Genomic DNA, 21,390 nt, shown 5'->3' with positions numbered 1-21,390 from the left:
ACCTCACTTGAAAAACCCATTGAGCCACTTGTCCTTTTCACAAAAGCAAGTGATTTCCGCAACATGTCTATCAAATTAAGATCGGCCAACATCGATGAAGCACTTGAAGGCATTAAGGCTAAATGGATACAGGCTTACCCGGAATATATCTTCAGTTACACTTTTCTCGATCAACAGATTTATAATTTATATCGTGGTGACCGGAAGATGACAACCTTGCTAAATATTTTTTCATTTATAGCAGTCTTCATTGGTTGTCTCGGGCTGTTTGGACTGGTAACGTTTATGGCGAATCGCAAGACAAAAGAAATAGGCTTGAGAAAAGTGCTTGGCGCATCGGTAGAAAGCATCATGTTGCTATTCTCAAAGGAATTTGTAAAACTGTTGTTGATCGCCTTCTTACTGGCTGCACCTGCTGCGGGCTTCCTGATGCACACGGTTCTCCAGGAATTTGCATACCGCATTTCACTAGGTCCTGTTGTTTTCCTTACAGCATTGGGGTCAACATTTGTAATAGCTTTTCTTACCGTGGGGTACCGATCGTTCAGGTCTGCCAGTGCAAACCCTGTAAACTCCTTACGTTCGGAATAGAAGCCTACCAGGTGAACAATCTGAAGCGTATTTAAACCTTCAGATTGTTTGTCCTGGTCCCCTTGAGAAACCAAAAGAGAACGAGGGGCTAAATGAAGAAATCTTTACAGATATAGATGCCCAGAGCAATCAGGAATACTGGCAGTGCAAGTCTTCCCCATCGTGAAAAGGTTTCTTTTACTTTTGGGTGTGATACCAGAAGATATCCACCAAGACACCACAATCCCGTAAGGAATAAAAAGGAAAGTATATAAACAGGAATAACAGACCGATCGGTGTTCGCAAACAAGGGTGCATACACTCCTATGTTATCTCCCCCATTCGCTATTGTTACCAATGCTACCGATACAAACCCTATCCTGCTTCTGGACTGCAACCGATCTGCTTCGTCGTCCTGTTGTTTTAGGTTAACCAAGCCCTTAATGCCCAGCAAGATGGGGAACAAGCCGAGCAAGCTCAGGTATCTTTCGTTCAGGATTAAACCGATAAACAAAGCAGTAAGGCTAATGACGATCAGGACAGCGATACCAGCAAACTGGCCGATTACTATTTGTCTTGTTTTAAATTGATTGGTAGCGAAATAAACGCTCAGGATTAAAAGATCATCAATGTTGGTAATAGCAAAGGTGATCAACGCGGTAAGCAGATGTGAAACCATTATTTATCTGCGCAAGGTAATTATCCAATCGCCTCCGCTTTTTATGTTGTGGCGCTCAGCAAAATTATCCATGTTAATGCCCACGGAGAAATGCAACAAACTGTTAACATAGGCTACAGGGTCTCCCTCTTTTACGTCAGAAAATGTTTTTCCGAACAACACTGCTTCATCAAACTTTACTTCATTGAGATGAATGATCTGTATCCTAACCTTTTGTCCATAGTCAATTCCCAGTTTCTTAAATGTAACCTGGTCAATATTGGTCCATACGTTACCGTACTGTACATCAAGAGCATCAATTATTCCTGTTATAATGCCATTTTCAAACACGGGCTTCTTATAAGGTAGTCTTACAATATCTCCTTCCAACGGTTTCCCTACTTCTTCAAACTTAATAACACCTGCCGCTAATCTTGCACCAGTGTATGCGTATACATCACGCCCGTGAAAGGTATAGGAATCATAAGAGTTTTTTAACCTGTTTTTAGATTCATCGATTTCCCTTACCTGATCGATACCCAATGATTCGGCGATGAGGGTTACAGTTCCGTTATCGGGTGTTACAATAAAGTGTCCTGTTTTTGTCTTTACTACAATCGATTTACGGGATGAGCCTACGCCAGGATCAACAACGGATACAAACGCAGTTCCCTTCGGCCAATATTGCGCTGTTTGATTTAACCGGTAAGCCCCCTCCCAAATATTAAAGGCAGGAATCTCATGGGTAAGATCAAAGATCTTAATTTCAGGAGAAACACCGAAAGCTACTCCCTTCATCGCAGCCACGGCCCCGTCTTTAGTACCGAAATCGGTTTGCAATACAAGCGCTTTGGACTGTCCGGCGACATTCGCTGTAATGAAAGCGAACAATATCAACGAATAACAAAATTTCATGACGGTAAGGATGAAATAACATCACAATAATACAGGTTTTTATATTTTTGTATTCCCCTAGCTTAGTAATCCATGAGTATTCTGCAACGCAGTTGGCAACTGATCAAAAGAGTAGTTCTTATCCTCTTCATCGCTCAACTTATTTACATCATTGTCCTGAAATGGGTCTTCCCTCCCGTTACGGTTATTCAACTCGGTAGCTGGATAAGCGGACATGGATTAAAACGTGATTACGTATCGTTTTCGGAGATCTCGCCAAATGCAGGCCTTGCTGTAATGGCGGCTGAAGATCAGCTTTTTCCTGTGCATAATGGATTTGATTGGAAGAGCATAGAAAAAGCACTGAAACACAATGAAAAGAAGCCTACAAAAATAAGAGGAGCCTCAACCATCAGTCAGCAGGTAGCCAAGAACGTATTTCTCTGGAATGGAAGATCGTGGTTCAGAAAAGGACTTGAGGTGTATTTTACCTTCATGATTGAGCTGGTATGGGGGAAAAAGAGAATTCTTGAAGTATATCTCAACGTATCGGAGATGGGCAAAGGTGTATTTGGAATTGAAGCTGCATCAAAAGCCTATTTTAAGAAAAGCGCTAAAAAGTTAACCCGTACTGAAGCGGCAAAAATAGCTGCCTGTCTTCCCAATCCTAAAAAGTACACTGTAAAACCAGTGTCAAAGGCGGTTCAGCGAAGATATCCATGGGTAGAGCAACAAATGCGAAATATCGGGCCCGACAAAGATATTCAGGCGTTGCTGAGCACTGAAAAGACCAAGCCGGTTTAAATCATTCATCTGTCTATCCCTGAACATTCATCAGGTGAGTGGTGGCTCATCTCTATTGAACTTTTTAACCGCAATGTCAATTATGTGTTAATTGTTCGCTGCATTGAAATAGTTACCTTTGCAGCTGATTCTCACAACAACACATGATTGCAGTAAATAACTTATCGCTTCAATTTGGAAAGCGGGTACTCTTTGACCAGGTAAACATGAAGTTTACTTCTGGCAATTGCTATGGCGTAATTGGAGCTAATGGAGCAGGTAAATCAACATTCTTAAAGATTCTTGCAGGAGATATTGACCCTACAGGAGGTAATGTAAGCTTAGAACCGGGTAAAAGGATGGCGGTACTCCGCCAGAATCACCACCAATATGATGAAGTTGCAGTATTGGATACTGTAATTATGGGGCATAACAAGCTCTGGAGTATCATGCAGGAGAAGGATGCCATCTATGCAAAACCGGACTTTTCTGAGGAAGACGGAATAAGAGCCTCTGAACTGGAAGCAGAATTTGCAGAGATGAACGGATGGAATGCACAGTCTGATGCGGCAGCACTTTTAAGCGGTCTCGGTATTCCTGAAGAAGATCACTACAAGCTGATGAAAGAGCTTTCGGGTAACCAGAAAGTTCGCGTATTACTTGCACAAGCTATCTATGGTAATCCGGACATTCTTATTCTGGATGAACCTACCAACGATCTGGACCTTCAAACCATTACCTGGCTTGAAGACTTCCTTTTGGATTTTAAGAATACAGTAATTGTTGTATCCCACGACAGACACTTTCTGGACACCGTTTGTACGCACATTGTAGATATTGACTTTAAAGCCATCAGACTCTTTACCGGTAACTATACTTTCTGGTATCAGTCAAGCCAGCTTGCGCTTTCTCAACGGTCAGCAGCTAATAAGAAGGCGGAAGACAAGCGCAAGGAGTTGATGGAATTCATTGCGCGGTTCAGTGCCAACGCATCGAAATCACGTCAGGCAACAAGCCGAAGAAAGCTTTTGGATAAGATCAACCTGGATGACATCCAGCCTTCAACAAGAAGATACCCTGCAATTATATTCCAGCAGAAGCGTACTGCCGGAGACCAGATTCTTGAAGCTCATAACCTGAGTTACTCATTGAATGGCACTACCCTTTTCAAGAATCTTGACTTCTATGTAAACAAAGGAGACAAGATCGCATTCCTGAGCAATGAAAGTCTTGCTATAACATCGCTGTTCCAGATCCTCGCAGGAGAGCTTCAACCGGACACAGGCACGTTTAAGTTCGGGCAAACCATAACCCATGCTTACCTGCCATCTAACAACGAGAAGTATTTTGAGAACAACGATAACCTTATCGATTGGCTAAGACAGTTCGCTGAAGAAGAAAACAAAGACGAAGTTTATATAAGAGGGTTCTTAGGTAAAATGCTTTTCTCCGGAGAAGAGGTGTTTAAGAAAGCGAATGTTCTTTCCGGTGGTGAGAAAGTACGTTGTATGATATCAAGAATGATGTTGGCAGGGGCCAACTTATTGATTCTCGATGAGCCTACCAACCACCTTGACCTGGAATCAATCACTGCTTTTAACAATGCGTTGAAAGACTTCCCTGGTACTGTTCTGTTTACTTCTCATGACCATGAGTTTACGCAGACTGTAGCCAATAGAATTATTGAAATTACTCCGAATGGTTTCATCGATAAACTGATGAGTTACGATGAGTACATTGAGAACGAAAAGGTAGCAGAACAGAAGGTAGCACTTTACGCTTAATCTTCGGTTTCTTAGAAGAGGGAGGCAGGCTATAAAGCTTGCCTTTCTTTTTTTATAGCGTTCTCTTCAACAATAAGAGGTGCATTGTATGCGTAAGGTTTTAAACATTTATCCTGAGAAATAAAGCTTTCTTCGAAATATTTTTAACGTCAAATTATTGGAAAGTCAATCTCTTAATTAAATTTAGTGCATAAACGATTTTATATTCGAACATTTGTAACTCATTCAAATCTGTAATAAACATAAAACCAATCTAAGCTATGGCAAAAAAAGCGAAGAAAGCTGCTAAGAAAGCACCGAAGAAGGCTGCGAAAAAATCGGCCAAAAAGGTAGCGAAGAAGGCTGCGAAAAAAGCTCCTAAGAAAGCTGCAAAGAAGGCTCCTAAAAAGGCTGCAAAAAAAGTAGCAAAGAAGAGTGCTCCTAAAAAAGCCGCAAAGAAATCAGCTCCTAAGAAAGCTGCGAAGAAGGCAGCTCCTAAGAAAACTGCAAAAAAGGCAACTCCTAAAAAAGCTTCAGCACCAAGAAAAGCTACACCAGCACCAACTCCGGCATCAGAGTCTGCAACACAAGCTGCTCCTGCTCAAACTTCACTATTTGGAGTAATGGACTCTACTTCACTGTCAGAAGGAAAAACCGATGAGTCTGAGTAGTTAGCACCGGATATCTTTTTATTAAAAGCGATGCGGCCATCGCTTTTTTTGTTTTATGTCCTTTGCTCCCTGCTGTTCAGGCAAATTGGGTTTGGCTTTCATGTTGAATAACGTATATTCCTAAACCTTTATTTAACTACTTACCAAAACAATCATTCGCCATGGATAGTAATAAAAGTAAATCCAGAAGAAGTTTCCTCAAAAAAGCTTTCAGCACGGCTATAATTGCAGGCTCTACACCTGCCCTTGCACGTAAAACAGAGCTTATTTCTACAAATGATTTTGATCGTTTCGCCGGGAAGAGGTTTTCCGTCAATGACCAGGTAAATTTAGGTATCATTGGTATGGGCATCATGGGTTTTAACAATGCCCATACGGCACTTCAGGTTCCTGGTGTAAAGCTTGTTGGTGTCTGCGACCTATATTCAGGAAGGTTAGATCATGCGAAAGAGCTTTTTGGAAAAGACCTCTTTGTCACAAAAAACTATCGTGAACTATTAGACAGAAAAGATATTGACGCGGTAGTTATTGCCACCTCAGACCATTGGCATGATCGCATAAGCATTGAAGCAATGAACAAAGGTAAGCACGTATATTGTGAGAAACCCATGGTACATAAGCTTGAAGAAGGTGCTGAAGTAATTGCTACGCAAAAGAAAACAGGAAAAGTATTTCAGGTAGGGAGCCAACGTGTAAGTTCAATTGTAACCCTGAAAGCGAAAGAAATCTTTGAGTCAGGCGTTATCGGAGAACTGGTGCTTGTAGAAACATGGATGGATCGGCAGGGAGGTATGGGTGCATGGCAATATTCTATCCCTACCGACGCAAAGGCGGGCACTGTAGACTGGGATGCATTTATTGGTGATGCTCCTAAGGTAGCTTATGACCCTGTCAGATTTTTTAGATGGCGGAATTACAAGGATTATGGCACTGGCATAGCAGGAGATCTTTTCGTTCACTTGTTTTCAGGACTCCATACTGTAACAAGCTCAAAGGGACCAAACAGGATTTATGCTACCGGAGGACTTCGCTATTGGAAAGATGGACGCGACGTTCCAGATATCATATGCGGTTTATACGATTACCCTGCTACCGATAAACATCCTGCGTTTACACTACAAACGCGTGTAAACTTTGCTGACGGAGGTGGCGGCGATGAGAAGTTGCGCCTGGTAGGAACAGATGGGGTCATAACTTTGGGCTGGAATTCGCTGAAGGTAGAACGCAATAAAACATCTAAACATCCCGGCTACGGTGGCTGGGACTCCTTCGATACATTTACCACTGCGCAACAGAAGGAATACGAAAAATGGTATAACGAAACTCACTTACCAGGCTCCCCGGAAATGATCCAGCCTGAAACCGAATACAAGGCACCGGAAGAATACAGTGCAAGCCTTGATCATCACATCAACTTCTATAAAGGTATTCGTGAAAAAGCACCGATAAAAGAAGATGCGATATTCAGCATGCGTGCTGCAGGCCCCGCTCTTGCCAGTAATAAAAGCCTATTCGATAAGAAGATAGTCAATTGGGATCCGGAAACGGCAAAAGTAGTTGATGTAAAAAGCTAGCGATAGTAGCTTAGGCTTTGTTTGGGATGGTTACCGTAAACACTGAACCAATACCGTAAGCGCTCTTAACAGATAAAGTACCGTTTAATCTTTCAACAGCCTTTTTTACAATGTAAAGACCAAGCCCATTTCCTTTGGATCTTTCATTAGCCCGGTAGTACATATCAAAAATATGGTCAAGGTATTCCTTTTGAATCCCTTGACCGTTATCTTCAATCTCTATAGTAACACCATCTCTATCGTTAAATGCTTTCAGTTTGATAAAAGCACCATACTCACCGCAGAAGTGTACTGCGTTTTCAACCATATTCTCGATAATTATATTCACCAAGGCAGGATAAGAGATAAGTGGTGCCACCAGAAAGATTTCACTATTCACAATGATATTCTTACGATTAAGATCATTCCTAAAGCTATTGCAAACGCTGTCAAAGATCTCTTTGATTAAAACCTCTTTGTAGATTAACACTTGCGAACCGAGATCGCTAATCGACTGTAGTTTCACAAGCATCTTGTCTAAATTAATTGCTGTATCTTTTACCTTCTCAAACAACTCGAGGGCATTTGGGTCTTTAACTGTGATATTGGCTACTTCGGCCAATCCCAGAAATGTAGTAAGAGGTCTTCTGAAATCATGAGAGGCGCGGTAGAAGAATGTATCGAGTTCTTTATATGCCTGAGTTAATGCCTGCGTGCGTTGTTCAATTTTAACTTCAAGGTCTTTATTGATACTGGCTATCGTACTGTTTGCTTCTATCAATTCTTCTGACTGTGCCTGGATCTCTTCCTTCTGTTCAAGAATTTCCCGGTTGGCTTTCTGCATTCTTTTATTGAACTGAAAGGTTTTGAACGTAAACAACAACAAAAGTATCAGCCCACATACAACGGAAAATATAATAATTGTTTGCTGTTTAATTCGGGCTTTTTGAAGTGTTATCTCTTTTTCCTGTAACTGTTTTCCCTGGTTAAGCAATTCTATTTCCTGATCTTTTTTCTCTACCTGGTACAGGGCTTGAAGCTCGGCAAGCTTTCCAACACCAGACTCAAGGTAAATGCTATCGTTTAGCTTCGCGTATTCTTTATGATAGTCAAGCGCCTTTTTGAAATTGCCTTCCGCTTCATACAGTAAAGCGTACGCGTAATTGTTATTCATTGTAAGTACCTGCGATTTGCTTTGGGCGGCACAGCGTTCTGCATCCTGTAAATATTTCAACGCTTTTTTATAATCTCCCAGTTTTATATAAAGCCCACCAATACTATTATAAGACAAGCCTGTGGTATATGTATTGCCAGTTGTATATTCAATAGACAATGCTTCGGATTGCATTCGTAAAGCTGCCCGGTAAAGCTTCTGTTCTTCCAGCAGTAAAGCTTTATTGTAGAGGCAATCAAAAGTCCCTCGCTTATAACCTATCCTCTTAGATATATCAAGTGCCTTATTAAGGTAAACCAAAGCGGAGTCATACTCCTTTTGCTGTAGAAAAGCTGATCCTTTGATATTGTATGATATAGCAGTACCTTGTAAGTCACCAATCACTTTTCTTAATGCCAATGATCTGTTTATAAAATCGAAGGCAAGGTGGAAGTTGTGTTGATTCTTGTATATTGATCCTATACCACTTAGTACCTTTGCAATCTCATACTTCTCTCCTATACGTTCGGCAATCTTAAGCGCTTCTAAATAGTATTTGAGAGCGATCTCATTCTGACTTAACCCTTCGTAAACATTGCCAATGTCACGATAAAGCCTTGTCTGAACCGCTGGCATATTCAGACCTCCTATTAAATCAATAGCCATTAACAAACTTTTCAGTGCCTCATGGTAGTTTCCTTTATCAAATTGCAGCTCACCTCTATTGATATAACAATAAAGATTCAAAAATTTATCGTTCAAGCCTGCCCCAATGTTGCATCCATTATCAACGTATTCGTGTGCTTTTTCAAACTCCTCCAGGTTGTGTTTCACCTCTCCCATTGAAAACCATGTATCTGCTATCGCACGTTGGTTTTTCTTCTGCTGATATAATGTTAACGCTTCTGAAAGGTATTGTAAGGCTTCCTCGTTTTTCCAAAGAATTACATAAAGCCGTGCCGTACATTTTAAGGCATAAGCCTTATATTTTTCATTCCTAATACCAGATTGAACTGATAGTGCGCTTTTAAAGTAGAACTCAGAAGAATCGTACTGGGCTAAAGACTGAAATACATTTCCGCTCATTAACAATTGATAGACCTTAACCTCGTCATCTTCTTCTATCTTGTATTTCGCGCACCTTTTGAGCAGGCCAAGCGCTTCTGTATATTTACTATTCGCATAATAATAAATTGCTTCGTAAATAAGTGCGTACCTTAAACCCGTGATATAATTTTCTGCTTCCGCTATTCGATGAGCCTCCTGGGCATATGCATAAGCTTTATCTAAATTATAATTGTATGCTGTTGCGGCCAGTTGGTTATATAAGTCTACCTTCTCAGTATTTGACTTTGCGCGTTTCAGTAATAATTCAAGACTATCTGTTTCCTGAACTTGTGAGTAACCATTGAAAGCAATAAACAATACCGGTATAAGGAAGTATGCTTTCATTAAACTCAAGGAATGATATTATATTTAAATGTATCTAATCATTAACACCTCATCAAGCACTATTAATAAACAAATATTACTTACCCCTTTAAATACCGAATGGTCCGGTTAAACTTAATACTGAGCTGCCGAACTTACGCACCTTAATTATTAGTAGCTTTACAAAGGTTCTGTAAACCTAATTTATAGAATCATTCCGCTTTAGAAACACCACTAATCTATACTCTGTTATGAATAACCGTAAAGTACTGCCTTTCATTATCTTAGGCGTTATTGTCTTCTTCGTTTTACTGGGGCTCTCATCAAGCATTTTCTACACGATTAATGCCACTCAACGCGCTGTTGTCTTCTATAAATTCGGGGAGGGTTTAAATAAAGATTATGTCGTACAGCCTGGAGTGCATATGAAAGCACCCTGGAATGATGTATTTATTTACGATGTTCAGGAAACATCAAAGGATGAGAATATGGATGTGCTCGACAAAAGTGGGCTATCCATTCATGTCGACATAACTGTACGATTTAAACCAATTGCCGATAAAATTGGTTACATCTACGAGAAGTTCAATGTCTCTTATGTGGATGTTCTGGTGATTCCGGAAGTACGCTCTGCGGTAAGGCAAGTAATGGGGAGATATACCGCGGAAGAGATCTATTCTACTAAACGGGCTGAGGTAGAGGCTACTATAAAAGAAGAATCTGAAAAGGTACTGAATGCAAACAACGTAGATATGGTTGCACTATTAATAAAGTCTATTCAATTACCAGATCAAATAAGGGTTGCTATAGAGAATAAACTTCAGCAACAACAGGAAGCGCTTGCTTACCAGTTTCGCCTGGATAAGGAGAAAAGCGAAGCGGAACGAAAGCGCATTGCGGCAGAGGGGGAAGCCAAAGCCAATAACATCGTAAACAGTAGCTTGACAGATAAACTGCTGAGAATGCGGGGTATTGAGGCTACCCTTGAGTTGGCCAAGTCGCCGAACTCTAAAGTGGTTGTTGTTGGATCGGGAGAGAGCGGGCTACCTTTGATTTTAGGCAATAACTAATTGTAAAGCATTGGGTATGAGATTAATTGCAACTAAAATTCCTTAAAAAGGAGGATTACAATCGATTTTAGGCTCTAAAAATGAAATTAAAAGCCGATTATTTTTAATGCAATTTTTTTTGGAAACCAATTCTACCTGTATATTTAAAACCAGTGTAAAAAAACTATTTAAACATGTCGAAAACTGCAGAATTGATTATCGATGGCAAGTCATACACACTACCTGTAATTGTAGGCTCAGAAGGAGAAACCGCTATTGATATCAGCGATCTATTGGATAAAGCCAAAGTAACAACTCTTGATCTTGGTTATAAAAATACAGGGGCAACGAAAAGTGCGATTACTTTTTTGGATGGAGATAACGGTGTGTTGCGCTATCGGGGTTATGCGATCGAGGAATTAGCGGAGAAGTCGACATTTTTAGAAGTGGCTTACCTGCTTATTTTTGGAGAACTTCCTTCTCAACAACAGCTAGACAAGTTTACATACGACATAAAGACTCATACGCTTGTTCACGAAGATGTAAAAAAGATACTGGATGGTTTTCCATCAACAGCCCATCCTATGGGTGTACTTGCTTCTTTATTCTGCTCACAAACAGCGTTCTATCCTGAATCTCTTGATCCTAATCGCTCTGCTGAAGGTGTTTACCTTAGCATCGTGAGGTCTCTTGCTAAAATGCCGACATTTGCAGCATGGGCTTATAAAAATGCAGTTGGACATCCTGTAAATTACCCTGACAACTCACTTGATTATTGTTCAAGATTCCTCAAGATGATGTTTGGCCTGCCCGCAGAGCAGTATGAAGTAGACCCTGTTGTTGCTCAGGCTCTTGATAAACTTCTGATCCTTCATGCTGATCACGAACAAAACTGTTCAACCTCTACTGTAAGGATAGTAGGATCATCTAAGGCAAGCATCTATTCTTCAATTTCTGCAGGTATCAACGCCCTCTGGGGTCCGTTACATGGTGGTGCTAACCAGGAAGTTATTGTGATGCTGGAAAACATCCGTCAGGATGGTGGTGACACTGAAAAATGGATCAACAAAGCCAAGGATAAGAACAGTGGATTCCGATTGATGGGCTTTGGTCACCGTGTTTACAAGAACTTCGATCCGCGGGCAAGAATCATTAAAAAGGCGGCTGATGATGTTCTGAATAAATTAGGTATAAACGACCCGGTACTTGAAATTGCTCAGAAGCTTGAAGAAGCTGCGTTAAAGGATCCTTACTTCGTTGAACGTAAGCTCTACCCTAACGTCGACTTCTACTCAGGTATCATTTACAGAGCGTTAGGCATACCTGTAGATATGTTTACTGTAATGTTTGCGATGGGACGTCTTCCTGGCTGGATTGCTCAATGGAAAGAGATGCGTGAAAACAAAGAACCTATTGGAAGACCAAGACAGGTTTATGTTGGCGAGAAGTTAAGACCATTTGTAGAAATGTCTAAACGCAGCGCAAAATAATGGCTCTACAGCAAGACTTTGAAAGCGCAGTAGCTCGTTCTAAAGAACTAACAAAAAGGCCAAGCAATGAAGAATTGCTTGCGCTTTATGCCTTGTACAAACAAGCTACTGAAGGTGACGTGAATGGGGATCGCCCGGGCGGCTTTGACTTTAAAGCTATTGCGAAATACGATGCATGGGCCGAGATCAAAGGTAAGTCAAAGGAACAAGCAATGACGGACTACATTTCCCTTGTTGAAAAGCTCCATCAGCAATACGCATAGGATGTGAATCTGTTTTACCAGCCTGCCATTTCTGAAGGAAGTTTGTTTCTTGATCAGGAAGAGTCAAGGCATTGCGTCAGGGTATTGAGAAAGACTTCAGGAGATACCATACGTGTCGCCGATGGAAAAGGATACTTTTATGAGGTAGTCATAACCAAAGCTGATCAAAACAAGTGCTTGTTTGAGATTCAACATCAGTTTCAGCAAGAACATCGGCCTTACTCAATACATGTTGCCATTTCTCCTACTAAGAATGCTGACCGCATAGAATGGTTTGTCGAAAAGTGTGTTGAGATCGGTATTGATTGTATCACTTTAATGGACTGCAAAAACACAGAGCGATCTTTTATAAAGAAAGACCGCTTACATAAAATGGCTGTAAGCGCTATGAAGCAATCCTTAAAAGCCTCACTGCCTTTAATCAATGATGTAACACCTTTCCCTCAGGTAATCGGCAACGCACAGGAAGAAATGAAGTTCATTGCCTTCGTTGACCAAAGTAACCCTGATCACCTGAAAGACCTTGTCCTCCCCAATAGAAGCTACATGGTTCTTATCGGGCCCGAAGGCGATTTTACAAAAGAAGAATTAGACATAGCACTACGATCAGATTTCAAAAAGGTATCGCTGGGAAGTAGCAGATTAAGAACCGAAACTGCTGGAATCGCTGCATGCCATATCCTCAATTTGATCCAATCCTAATTTTTATTGTTGGTTGAATTAACTGATATATTTAGCGTTCTTTAGGAATTATCTCTATTGCCGCTATGGTTTTAAACTACATCTGGGTAGCATTTTTTCTTGTTGCTTTCCTCGTCGCTCTTATTAAACTGATCTTCTTCCAGGATGTCACTGTTTTTCCTGCCATGCTACAGTCTACTTTCGACATGGCCAGAACTGGATTCGAAATTTCTATCGGTCTTGCCGGCGTGATGTCTTTATGGCTTGGTTTAATGAAAATTGGAGAAAAGGGTGGCATGGTCCCCATTCTTTCCCGTGTAGTAGGTCCTTTCTTCTCAAGGTTATTTCCTGAGATCCCGAAGAATCATCCCGCTACAGGCTCCATAATAATGAATTTCAGCGCTAATATTCTTGGGCTCGATAATGCAGCAACCCCCCTCGGGCTTAAAGCAATGAATGAATTGCAGGAAATCAACCCTGACAAAGACACTGCTTCCAATGCCCAGATCATGTTCCTCGTTCTAAACGCTTCCGGACTTACCATTATACCCATTTCCATAATGGCAGACCGAGCCATGCTGCATTCAGCAGACCCTACCAGCATATTCATTCCTACGCTTATTGCTACTTTCTGTTCTACTTTTATTGGATTGCTCTACATCTGCATAAGGCAAAAGGTTAACTTATTTGATCCTGTGCTCCTTGCCTATATCATCGGGATGCTATGCGTTATTGTTGCCATTGTATTTTACTTTGCAGGACTTTCTCCTGAACAAGTACAACTGCAGTCATCCTTGTTTACCGGTGTAATAATCTTTACAGTTATTGTAGGATTTATCTCATTAGGATTGCGCAGGAAGGTACCGATCTTTGAAACCTTTGTTGAAGGTGCTAAAGAGGGTTTTGCTACTTCCGTAAAGATCATACCTTTCCTTGTTGGAATGCTCGTAGGTATAGGCGTTTTCAGAACCTCGGGAACACTTACTTACATTGAACAAGGCATCGCTTGGACTCTAAGCACAGCAGGTATAAATACAGACTTTGTTCCAGCCCTGCCCGTTGCATTGTTAAAGCCTTTAAGTGGTCAGGGCTCTCGATCTATGATGATTGAAATTTCGAAGTCATTTGGCCCAGATTCCTTTGTCGGAAATATAGCCAGCATATTCAGAGGATGTGCCGAAACAACGCTTTACCTTATCGCATTATATTTTGGCTCAGTAGGAATACGGAAGACAAGGTATGCCGTAACTGGTGGGCTAATCGCAGATCTGGCAGGAGCAATTGCAGGTATTTTCGTCGGGTACCTCTTCTTCCATTAGCATTTAAATCAGTTTACAAGGAAAAGTAAAATTTAAAAGATAAACTTACATTACAGCCGATAAAGTGCTTTTACGCCCCGGTTTTGTTTGTTTAAATGCCCAATCAAGGCTATCATTGTTATATGGAAAAGAAAGCTGATATTCAAAAAACGATCTATGATAATGCAAAGAGTCACTTCCTTGGAAATTTTCCTGACTCTCTTCCCATAGAACAAGCATATGTACACATTGGAATGTACCTGGGATGGATTATTGACACAGGAATGTATTCGGAATATTTTGAAGATGAAGCTTCCAACCAAATCTTCAGATTTAGAAGAAGAGAGATCTCCTGTACAATCCTTAGTGAAATCTGGGATGGTTACTTAGGTTATGAACTTTTTAATCGCCAGGGCAATATGTTCACGTATTATTACTATGGCGGCGGTTTATACCGCAATGATTATGACGAAATTCTCGTAAAAAATCTTCCTTCTATTTATCACGTTGTTGATAGCTGGGAGAATTACGAAAAGATAAAAGCACGTATTGACATGCGCTGCCAGGATTGGAAAAAGCTCGTTGGTCAGCAAGGCTAACGAAGTACTTTCCCGTTCTTATCAATTACAATCTTTTTTACTTCATCCTTAATGATGATTTCTGATTTATCAGAATTAAAAACCATCTCATTAGGGATGAAGTTTAAATTTAAATTGCTACTCCAGATAAGTCCAGTCGAACTAATCTTTGCCAAAGAAGCTGGATATTTTTCTTTTAATGCATTCTCGGAATAGATCAACACGTAGTATAACGACTCTGGAACAGAAGCGTAGGTTAAAGTTTTAGCATAGGAAAACTTTGATTGCTTAAATGAAGCTTTCTCAACAGGAAACTTAACTTTAAGAGAAGGTCTTCTTGAATTGGTTATCGTGTAAAAATAGCCTTCGTTGTTTAAGGAATCTTTATAAACCAGGCCAACGGTATAATTGTCTTCATCTATAAAAAGAGGTTTATACCTTTTCAATGTCTCTGTCAAGACAAGTGGTATAGAGTCTACACCATCAACAATCCATTTCAGCGCATCTTTAACAGATGTAAGCTCAGCATTTTTCTTGATCTTTTCTTCCGCAACAGAAGCTCTCATTTGTTTTACTTCAGCTTTCAAGGCATCCGGACTCTTAAAGGCGTAGGAGATATAGTAGGAATAATCTTTTGCCTTCTCATTTATGTCACTACTTTCCAGCCTTTCAGAAATACTGTCCAATCTATTAATCTTATCTAATTCTTCAATCAGTCTTGATCTTCTATAGTGAAGATCAGAAGAATCTTTAGCTTCTTTATGTTCAATTAATAACGAACGGTATTCAAGATCAGCTGTTTTCGTTGAGAATACCAATATCGGAAGTGGGTCGATATCATACTTCTGAAGTTGCTGGTATAGAGACTTATTTATCTTCTTACTGAGTTCACTTCTTACTGAAACTAATTTAGTGTCCAAGCGTTCTTTCAGTTTATTTATTTCAATATCATATCCAATTACATTCGCGCGTGTCGGAATCATTTCCTTTTCAATCACATATATTGCTTTATCTGCAAAAGTCTTGTAGTCCCAAATGTTTATATTATCATCATAAAAGGAAGTTTCGTTACCTCCATCTTTTTGGAAGTTATTGATTTTATTCACTACAAGATTTTGATTGTAGGGTAATCTCCCAACACTTGATACGCTTGACTTATAGGTTTCAAAGGCTATCAGGCTTGAGTCAAAAGCACTACGAAGCGATCGTAATAATTTGATAGTTGACTCCCCCCCACGCAGATACAATTGATTTTCATTAGCAAAAGACGTTTGCAATGATGCGTATATGCTATTACATCTCTTGTTATACAATGAATCCGCCAGTGAGAAGTTATATTTCACTGCTTTTATTTTTGAATTTCGTTCACGAAGGCCCTGCACCTTCTTTTCAATGTCAAATTGAATATCCGACAATTTAACGCCAAACTCCCCTGTCCTTAAATCCCTGCGGTTGTAGATCTGATAGTATTCTTTATTTTTCTTTACCTCACGCTCATCAATTAACTTATACGCCTTATCATAAAACTGTATTGAAGAATCATTGTAGGAAACAGCCAGGCTTGTTTGTTTTAATAAGTCCATTTTTAAAGCCTTCTCCTGAAGTACTATCCCCATATAGAGATAAGCATTTGGATTGTCCGTGTTTTCCTTTAAATATCTTTGAAGAAATGGCTCTGCTTGTTCATATTGCCTGGTGCTCAATAAACCAAAAATATCTTTGTACTTTACTTTTTGTGCATTGGAGGTCGATGTGAGCGCAAAAACAAGCACAAAGGCAATTAGACCTATTTTTGTCATTTAGTGGGGTTATTAATTGCGAAATTAATAAATTAAGGAATTCTGAGGGGTTAATATAAATTAGAAAATGAAGATAACTAAAAATGGGTTCGTTAACAAAGTTTACCAGTTCTTTAAACCCTGGCTTACAATAATTATTGTTATAACGATTTTAAGATACACCGGTTTGATGAGTAGTATCTCCGTGTTTACCAATTCTGTGATACTTAAAACCGGATTAATGGATATAAGACCTGAAGAAGAAACCGCCGTACGGTTATTTGATTATAACTTTGAATTAAGAGACCTGAAGGGAAACATAATTGAGGCCACTACCTTAAAAGATAAGGTTGTGTTCATAAACTTGTGGGCAACCTGGTGTGGCCCATGTCGTGCTGAAATGCCATCAATTCAGGAGTTATACAATAAAGTGGATTCAAGTAAAATTTTGTTCGTTATGCTTTCACTGGATAAACCACAAAACATCGAGAAGGTAAAGCAGTTTGTCGCTGATAAGGAATTTACTTTTCCAGTATATATGCCTAACGGTTCTCTTCCTAAACAATTAAATGTGTCATCAATACCAACAACTTTTGTAATCGGTAAAGATGGAAAGATCAAAATGCAAAAGACCGGCGTTGCTTCATATAATACTCCTAAGTTCGAAAAATTCATTAACGACCTAACGGCAGCGAATTGACACAATCAAATATTCATGTAGTGTTTGGCATGTTGTTTTTCGCGTTATGAATTATGAAGACGCTGCGAACACAGTTATCAAAACCGGTAGAACTCATAGAGTGGTCTGAGGATTCCCTTGGTACTATGCTATGGAAGTATCCGGCTGAACAATCGCAGATTAAGTATGGTGCTAAACTTACCGTTAGAGAGAGTCAGTACGCTTTTATTGTTGCAGAGGATAATGTAGCAGACGTTTTTAAGCCCGGCCTCTATTCATTAACAGTTGAAAATATGCCTCGGTTGGCAATACTGAATAAATGGGATAAAGAGTTCCATGGCACAATTACAGCTGATATCTATTTCTTCAAAACTAAGTTTTTCCTGGATCAAAAGTGGAAGTTACGAAAACCGCTAATGGTTAAGGATGATGAGTTTGGGCTTGTAAGAATTAATTTGTCAGGCTTGGTTGACATAAGAATTGTAGATACCGAGCAACTTCTCTCACAGTTAAACGATAATAAGAAGGAGTTTACAGTTACGGAGGCCTGTTCCATAGTAGAAGGGATCATTCTAAGTAAGTTTCCTTCAGTCATTACAAACAAAAAGTTCTCTGTTATTAAACCCACTCCTTACGATGAAGAGTTATGGGGTTTAGCACAGGAAGAAGTAAATAATGAGCTGGAAAAATTTGGATTGGAAGCTGCAAATCTAAAATTCAAGGCAACAGCACTTGGTTCTGAGAACTAACTATTAAACGGTTAGGGTTCTTTGATACGAAAAAGAAAAACCAGAGATGAATGCGTCATAGCATTGAAAGCAATTCCTTTTTAATCTTCTCCATACCTGTACTTGCCTTCTCTTCATACAACTTCAGGTAGGGACCAGTTTGAATAGAAGGAAGTTTTGGATCTACCACAAACTTTATCGTTTCATAGGGCACATAATCAATTAAGCTGGCGGCAGGATACACCACCAAAGATGTTCCAACTACCAGGAAATAATCCGCTTCTGCCGCGTGCATTGCAGCAACCTCCATAAGCGGAACCATTTCTCCAAACCATACTATGTTTGGTCTTAGCTGTGATCCCTTTTCACATAAATCTCCTACATTCAGTTGCCATCCGTCAATTGGGTAAACCAAAGATTGATCGGCTGTACTTCTTGACTCAAATAAACTACCATGAAGATGAATGACATGCGAAGATCCTGCCTTCTCATGAAGGTTATCTACGTTCTGTGTTATAATAACCACATTGAATTGTTCTTCTAACTCTGCAAGAACCTCATGCCCACGATTAGGTGTGACTTCAAGTGCTTTTTTTCTACGCTGATTATAAAAGTCCAATACGAGAGCCTGATTCTTTCTCCAGCCCTCAGGAGAAGCTACGTCCATTACATCATGACCTTCCCACAACCCATTTGCATCACGAAAAGTAGGTATCCCGCTTTCAGCACTTATCCCTGCTCCTGTCAGAACCACGATCTTCTTTTTCTGTGATGCCATAGCAAAAAGAATTATTTCTTCTTTTTAACCGCTGTTTTCTTAGCAACGGTCTTCTTAACCGCTGAAGTTTTTTTAGCTACCTTTTTTGCGGCAATTTTTTTAGCGGCCTTCTTAGGAGCTGCAGCTTTTTTAGGAGCTGCTGTCTTTTTAGCTGCTTTCTTCACTGTTTCGGCCGTTGCTTTTTCTTCAGTTGCAGAAGCAGCCTTCTTAGCAAACCTGCCGAATCTTCCCTTCTTCTCAGGCGTATTCTCCGCAAGTGTCAAGCACTCTTCCAATGTTAAGTCAGCAGGTAATTTACCTTTAGGTATTTTTACATTCTTTGTTCCTGCTTTGATGTATGGCCCAAACCTTCCATTGAGTATTTGAATGTCAGGATTCTCAGCAAATACTTTGATAGTCTTATTGGCATCTGCTACCCGCTTAGCCTCTATCAGTTCAATTGCCCTTTCTGGTGTAATCGTATAGGGATCAAGATCTTTGGGAATAGAGACAAATTTCTTATCGTGAAGAACATAAGGTCCAAACCTCCCAATATTTACGACCACAGGTTTCTCCTCAAAGAGACCAAGATCGCGGGGCATCTTGAATAATTCCATGGCATCATCAAGAGTAATGCTCTCAATAAATTGTCCAGGGCGTAAACTGGCAAACTTGGGTTTCTCACCCCCGTTATCATCAGGGTTCTCTCCTATCTGCACATAAGCTCCAAACTTACCGAGCTTCGCATATACATTTTTCCCTGTTTTAGGATCAACCCCCAACTCCCTGCTTTTACCAACGGAAGACCTTTCTATAAGCTCTGTTTTGGAAACCTTTTTATGAAATGGAGCATAGAAGTTCTCAATCATCTTCTTCCATTCTAGCTTTCCGCTTGCTATTTCATCGAACTCTTGCTCAATGTCTGAAGTAAACGAATAGTCTGTAATGTCAGGGAAATGTTCTACAAGAAAATCATTAACCACCATTGCAGTGTTAGTCGGGAAGAGTTTATTCTTCTCTGCTCCCGTTATCTCAGTGTCTTCTCGCTTTGAAATTTTATCATCCTTAAGAGAGAATACATTGTATCTTCTTTCAATACCTTCTCTTGTCTCCTTTACTACATAACCTCTTTTTTGAACAGTGGCAATAGTCGGCGCATAGGTAGAAGGTCTGCCAATCCCCATTTCTTCAAGCTTTTTAACAAGACTTGCTTCAGTATACCTGGGGGCGTGTCTTGTAAACACTTGTCTTGCTACAAGTTCATCCAGTTGGAGGATTTGTCCAATATTAAGCGGAGGAAGTACCTTGCTGTTTTCTTCTTCATCCTCATCATCTCCTGACTCCATGTAAACCTTTAGAAACCCATCAAATTTCACCACCTCACCACTTGCTGTTAAGGTTCGTTGATTAGTTGATATACTGATGGTGGCGGTGGTCTTTTCAAGTTCTGCATCCGCCATTTGCGAAGCGATGGCGCGTTTCCATATAAGTTCATATAATCGCACAGCATTTCTCTCCATGCCCGGATCGAGAACTGAAAAATCAGTAGGTCTTATAGCTTCGTGGGCTTCCTGCGCACTGGAAGACTTAGTCTTAAATTGTCTTGGCTGGTGATACTTATCACCAAATTCTGATACGATTTGTCTTTGCGCACCCTGTCTCGCTTCATCTGACAGATTCACCGAATCTGTACGCATGTAACTGATCTTTCCGGCCTCATACAACTTCTGCGCCACCACCATGGTTTGTGTTACTGAAAAGCCGAGCTTACGCGCAGCTTCCTGTTGTAAGGTAGACGTCGTAAATGGTGGAGCCGGCGAACGTCTTGAAGGCCTTGTTTGTAGGTCGGAGATAGAAAACTTTGCTCCTTTGCATGACTCTAAAAACTCTTCAACCTCTTGCTCTGTCTGAAATCTTTCTGAAAGTTCTGCTGTAAGTTGCTTTCCTTTTCCAAGGTCAAAAATTGCATTTACTTTATATGACGATTTAACCTGAAACTCGCTTATCTCACGTTCTCTTTCAACAACAAGGCGAACAGCAACAGATTGAACGCGGCCTGCTGAAAGGCCCGTTTTAATTTTTTTCCAAAGAATCGGAGAAAGTTCGTACCCTACTAAACGATCAAGTACACGCCTCGCCTGTTGAGCATTTACAAGATCAATGTCAATGCCCCGTGGATTTTGTAAGGCATTAATGATTGCTTTCTTCGTAATCTCAGTAAAGACAATTCTCCTTGTCTTCTTGTCATTTAAGTCAAGAACCTCTTTTAAATGCCAGCTGATAGCTTCTCCCTCACGGTCTTCATCGCTTGCCAGGTAAACTGTCTCAGCGTCTTCTGCCAGCTTTCTTAGTTTTTGTATAACATCTTTCTTCTCCGGACTAACCTCATACGTCGGTTCAAATCCGTTTTCTATATCAATAGCATCACCGCCTTTAGGCAAGTCTCTAATGTGCCCCATGCTTGAAGCAACTTTAAAATCTTTACCCAAATAGCCTTCAATGGTCTTCGCTTTTGCGGGTGACTCAACGATTACAAGGTTCTTTGACATGTCTCTTTCTCCTGTTCAAAAGGATCAAATATCTGGAATTTTTTAAAAAATCAAATTTTTACAG

Annotated in this window: 19 protein-coding genes; 13 read left to right on the top strand and 6 right to left on the bottom strand. The window is 40.2% G+C overall.

Annotation, left to right across the window (positions count from 1 at the left end; translation table 11 throughout):
* On the top strand, nucleotides 1-591 hold a 591-nt coding region (locus tag KK060_RS18835; RefSeq protein WP_367397511.1), incomplete at its 5' end, for an ABC transporter permease.
* An 88-nt stretch (nucleotides 592-679) separates the two neighbouring features.
* Here KK060_RS18835 and KK060_RS18830 read toward each other — a convergent pair.
* Together KK060_RS18830 and KK060_RS18825 are read right to left on the bottom strand one after the other, a co-directional pair.
* Nucleotides 680-1,249 (bottom strand): cadmium resistance transporter, encoded by a 570-nt coding sequence (locus KK060_RS18830; protein WP_254155326.1) that lies wholly within the window; start codon nucleotides 1,247-1,249, stop codon nucleotides 680-682.
* Between the two features lie 3 nt (nucleotides 1,250-1,252).
* Nucleotides 1,253-2,143: an SAM hydrolase/SAM-dependent halogenase family protein gene (locus tag KK060_RS18825; protein WP_254155325.1), complete on the bottom strand. Its 891-nt coding sequence runs from the start codon at nucleotides 2,141-2,143 to the stop codon at nucleotides 1,253-1,255.
* 72 nt (nucleotides 2,144-2,215) lie between these two features.
* Between KK060_RS18825 and mtgA the strand changes: the two genes are divergently transcribed.
* The 4 genes from mtgA (at nucleotide 2,216) to KK060_RS18805 (ending at nucleotide 6,913) form a co-directional block, all read left to right on the top strand.
* Nucleotides 2,216-2,926, top strand: coding sequence for a monofunctional biosynthetic peptidoglycan transglycosylase (mtgA, locus tag KK060_RS18820; RefSeq protein ID WP_254155324.1), 711 nt, complete (start codon nucleotides 2,216-2,218; stop codon nucleotides 2,924-2,926).
* A 143-nt stretch (nucleotides 2,927-3,069) separates the two neighbouring features.
* A complete protein-coding gene (locus KK060_RS18815) occupies nucleotides 3,070-4,689 on the top strand; it encodes an ABC-F family ATP-binding cassette domain-containing protein (RefSeq protein ID WP_254155323.1) in 1,620 nt (539 codons plus the stop codon).
* Between the two features lie 260 nt (nucleotides 4,690-4,949).
* Entirely contained in the window at nucleotides 4,950-5,339 is a 390-nt protein-coding gene (locus KK060_RS18810) for a hypothetical protein (protein ID WP_254155322.1), read from the top strand.
* A 161-nt stretch (nucleotides 5,340-5,500) separates the two neighbouring features.
* Nucleotides 5,501-6,913, top strand: coding sequence for a Gfo/Idh/MocA family protein (locus KK060_RS18805; protein WP_254155321.1), 1,413 nt, complete (start codon nucleotides 5,501-5,503; stop codon nucleotides 6,911-6,913).
* 10 nt (nucleotides 6,914-6,923) lie between these two features.
* On the opposite strand, the gene KK060_RS18800 is transcribed toward KK060_RS18805, so the two are convergent.
* Entirely contained in the window at nucleotides 6,924-9,497 is a 2,574-nt protein-coding gene (locus tag KK060_RS18800; RefSeq protein ID WP_254155320.1) for an ATP-binding protein, read from the bottom strand.
* Nucleotides 9,498-9,727: 230 nt separating this feature from the next.
* Here KK060_RS18800 and KK060_RS18795 point away from each other — a divergent pair, with 230 nt between their 5' ends.
* The 6 genes from KK060_RS18795 to KK060_RS18770 all read left to right on the top strand — a co-directional run bounded on the left by KK060_RS18795 (nucleotide 9,728) and on the right by KK060_RS18770 (nucleotide 14,856).
* Complete coding sequence (locus KK060_RS18795) at nucleotides 9,728-10,546, top strand: prohibitin family protein (RefSeq protein WP_254155319.1); 819 nt, start codon at nucleotides 9,728-9,730, stop codon at nucleotides 10,544-10,546.
* A 173-nt stretch (nucleotides 10,547-10,719) separates the two neighbouring features.
* Complete coding sequence (locus KK060_RS18790) at nucleotides 10,720-12,015, top strand: citrate synthase (protein ID WP_254155318.1); 1,296 nt, start codon at nucleotides 10,720-10,722, stop codon at nucleotides 12,013-12,015.
* A complete protein-coding gene (locus KK060_RS18785; protein WP_254155317.1) occupies nucleotides 12,015-12,278 on the top strand; it encodes an acyl-CoA-binding protein in 264 nt (87 codons plus the stop codon). Before KK060_RS18790 ends, KK060_RS18785 begins: the two co-directional genes overlap by 1 nt.
* Before the next feature lie 3 nt (nucleotides 12,279-12,281).
* Entirely contained in the window at nucleotides 12,282-12,980 is a 699-nt protein-coding gene (locus KK060_RS18780) for a 16S rRNA (uracil(1498)-N(3))-methyltransferase (protein ID WP_254155316.1), read from the top strand.
* A gap of 65 nt (nucleotides 12,981-13,045) precedes the next feature.
* Nucleotides 13,046-14,278: a nucleoside recognition domain-containing protein gene (locus KK060_RS18775; protein ID WP_254155315.1), complete on the top strand. Its 1,233-nt coding sequence runs from the start codon at nucleotides 13,046-13,048 to the stop codon at nucleotides 14,276-14,278.
* 122 nt (nucleotides 14,279-14,400) lie between these two features.
* A complete protein-coding gene (locus tag KK060_RS18770; RefSeq protein ID WP_254155314.1) occupies nucleotides 14,401-14,856 on the top strand; it encodes a DUF7832 domain-containing protein in 456 nt (151 codons plus the stop codon).
* Here KK060_RS18770 and KK060_RS18765 read toward each other — a convergent pair.
* The gene (locus KK060_RS18765) at nucleotides 14,853-16,634 is read right to left on the bottom strand and encodes a hypothetical protein (RefSeq protein ID WP_254155313.1); all 1,782 of its coding nucleotides are present in this window, start codon (nucleotides 16,632-16,634) and stop codon (nucleotides 14,853-14,855) included. The genes KK060_RS18770 and KK060_RS18765 overlap by 4 nt on opposite strands.
* A gap of 67 nt (nucleotides 16,635-16,701) precedes the next feature.
* Between KK060_RS18765 and KK060_RS18760 the strand changes: the two genes are divergently transcribed.
* Together KK060_RS18760 and KK060_RS18755 are read left to right on the top strand one after the other, a co-directional pair.
* Nucleotides 16,702-17,313, top strand: a complete 612-nt coding sequence (locus KK060_RS18760; RefSeq protein WP_254155312.1) for a TlpA family protein disulfide reductase — start codon at nucleotides 16,702-16,704, stop codon at nucleotides 17,311-17,313.
* 53 nt (nucleotides 17,314-17,366) lie between these two features.
* Nucleotides 17,367-18,041 (top strand): SPFH domain-containing protein, encoded by a 675-nt coding sequence (locus tag KK060_RS18755; RefSeq protein WP_254155311.1) that lies wholly within the window; start codon nucleotides 17,367-17,369, stop codon nucleotides 18,039-18,041.
* Between the two features lie 55 nt (nucleotides 18,042-18,096).
* Here the strand turns inward: KK060_RS18755 and KK060_RS18750 are convergent, their stop codons facing one another.
* Both KK060_RS18750 and topA read right to left on the bottom strand, forming a co-directional pair.
* Nucleotides 18,097-18,798: an SIR2 family NAD-dependent protein deacylase gene (locus KK060_RS18750; RefSeq protein ID WP_254155310.1), complete on the bottom strand. Its 702-nt coding sequence runs from the start codon at nucleotides 18,796-18,798 to the stop codon at nucleotides 18,097-18,099.
* 11 nt (nucleotides 18,799-18,809) lie between these two features.
* Nucleotides 18,810-21,326, bottom strand: coding sequence for a type I DNA topoisomerase (gene topA, locus KK060_RS18745; RefSeq protein WP_254155309.1), 2,517 nt, complete (start codon nucleotides 21,324-21,326; stop codon nucleotides 18,810-18,812).
* Nucleotides 21,327-21,390 lie beyond the last annotated feature (64 nt).

This window comes from Chryseosolibacter indicum (assembly GCF_018598585.1).
Classification (GTDB): Bacteria; Bacteroidota; Bacteroidia; order Cytophagales; family Cyclobacteriaceae; genus Chryseosolibacter; species Chryseosolibacter indicus.
The sequence above is the reverse complement of the archived record's forward strand: the minus strand, read 5'-3'. Positions and strand labels throughout refer to the sequence as shown.

What these genes read in the sequence shown, in the direction of transcription:
- KK060_RS18830 (WP_254155326.1), bottom strand. Translation starts at nt 1,249, where the DNA reads ATGGTTTCACATCTGCTTACCGCGTTGATCACCTTTGCTATTACCAAC.
- KK060_RS18825 (WP_254155325.1), bottom strand. Translation starts at nt 2,143, where the DNA reads ATGAAATTTTGTTATTCGTTGATATTGTTCGCTTTCATTACAGCGAAT.
- mtgA (WP_254155324.1), top strand. Translation starts at nt 2,216, where the DNA reads ATGAGTATTCTGCAACGCAGTTGGCAACTGATCAAAAGAGTAGTTCTT.
- KK060_RS18815 (WP_254155323.1), top strand. Translation starts at nt 3,070, where the DNA reads ATGATTGCAGTAAATAACTTATCGCTTCAATTTGGAAAGCGGGTACTC.
- KK060_RS18810 (WP_254155322.1), top strand. Translation starts at nt 4,950, where the DNA reads ATGGCAAAAAAAGCGAAGAAAGCTGCTAAGAAAGCACCGAAGAAGGCT.
- KK060_RS18805 (WP_254155321.1), top strand. Translation starts at nt 5,501, where the DNA reads ATGGATAGTAATAAAAGTAAATCCAGAAGAAGTTTCCTCAAAAAAGCT.
- KK060_RS18800 (WP_254155320.1), bottom strand. Translation starts at nt 9,497, where the DNA reads ATGAAAGCATACTTCCTTATACCGGTATTGTTTATTGCTTTCAATGGT.
- KK060_RS18795 (WP_254155319.1), top strand. Translation starts at nt 9,728, where the DNA reads ATGAATAACCGTAAAGTACTGCCTTTCATTATCTTAGGCGTTATTGTC.
- KK060_RS18790 (WP_254155318.1), top strand. Translation starts at nt 10,720, where the DNA reads ATGTCGAAAACTGCAGAATTGATTATCGATGGCAAGTCATACACACTA.
- KK060_RS18785 (WP_254155317.1), top strand. Translation starts at nt 12,015, where the DNA reads ATGGCTCTACAGCAAGACTTTGAAAGCGCAGTAGCTCGTTCTAAAGAA.
- KK060_RS18775 (WP_254155315.1), top strand. Translation starts at nt 13,046, where the DNA reads ATGGTTTTAAACTACATCTGGGTAGCATTTTTTCTTGTTGCTTTCCTC.
- KK060_RS18770 (WP_254155314.1), top strand. Translation starts at nt 14,401, where the DNA reads ATGGAAAAGAAAGCTGATATTCAAAAAACGATCTATGATAATGCAAAG.
- KK060_RS18765 (WP_254155313.1), bottom strand. Translation starts at nt 16,634, where the DNA reads ATGACAAAAATAGGTCTAATTGCCTTTGTGCTTGTTTTTGCGCTCACA.
- KK060_RS18760 (WP_254155312.1), top strand. Translation starts at nt 16,702, where the DNA reads ATGAAGATAACTAAAAATGGGTTCGTTAACAAAGTTTACCAGTTCTTT.
- KK060_RS18755 (WP_254155311.1), top strand. Translation starts at nt 17,367, where the DNA reads ATGAAGACGCTGCGAACACAGTTATCAAAACCGGTAGAACTCATAGAG.
- KK060_RS18750 (WP_254155310.1), bottom strand. Translation starts at nt 18,798, where the DNA reads ATGGCATCACAGAAAAAGAAGATCGTGGTTCTGACAGGAGCAGGGATA.
- topA (WP_254155309.1), bottom strand. Translation starts at nt 21,326, where the DNA reads ATGTCAAAGAACCTTGTAATCGTTGAGTCACCCGCAAAAGCGAAGACC.